Genomic DNA, 923 nt, shown 5'->3' on the forward strand with positions numbered 1-923 from the left:
CTATACTTATATATCAAATACAGCGACGATTTTATCAAGAAACTAATTGGTATGTTTTCTATAGTTATCTATGATGTTAAAGATCAAAAAATAAAAGTTTTTATAGATAGGGCTGGTGTCAAACCATTTTATTATTATTTTAAAAATGACTTATTTGCCTTTGCCTCAGAGCTAAAATCTTTTTTTTGTATTAAAGAAATAGATAAAAAAATTGATCCAAATGCTCTAGGATTATATTTTCAGTATTCTTATATACCGGCACCATACTCTATTTTTGAAAATACCCATAAACTCCCAGCTGGTAATATGCTGGAATTTGATTTAAGATCGATGTCGTATACCCAGAAGCAGTATTGGAGCGTAGAGGAATACTATAATAAAGAAAAGACAGACAAAGAGTATGAGGTTATAAAAAAAGAAGTCTCTGAATTGCTATTATCTGCTTTTAAATATAGGTTGGTATCTGATGTGCCAGTTGGGATATTTTTAAGCGGAGGATATGATAGCTCTGCTGTTGCAGCGATATTGCAGTCAAATTCTAGTGCCAAGCTAAAAACATTTAGTATAGGTTTTGATAATAAAAATTTTGATGAAGCTCCATATGCTAAAGATATAGCAAATTTTTTAAACACAGAGCATTACGAGTATTATGTTACTCAAAAAGATTGTTTGGATTTGGTGGATCAGCTTTGTGTTATAAATGATGAGCCAATGGGTGATGTCTCTTCTATACCGACTTATTTTGTTTCAAAATTTGCAAAAGAGCATGTATCGGTTGTTTTGTCTGGCGATGGTGGGGATGAAATTTTTGGTGGTTATCCAAAGTATTTTATTGGGAACAAGGTATATCGTTTATCATCAAAAGTTCACTCTTTTGTTAAAAAAGTAGCTAAGTCGTTTTTGTTATTGCTAGATATAAAAAT

General features: G+C 31.0%; 1 protein-coding gene. It reads left to right on the top strand.

The features are described from left to right. Window positions 1-51: 51 nt before the first annotated feature. On the top strand, window positions 52-923 hold an 872-nt coding region (locus F3H01_RS09090), incomplete at its 3' end, for an asparagine synthetase B family protein (protein ID WP_262483535.1).

Source organism: Campylobacter concisus (assembly GCF_902460875.1).
Lineage (GTDB): Bacteria > Campylobacterota > Campylobacteria > Campylobacterales > Campylobacteraceae > Campylobacter_A > Campylobacter_A concisus_AA.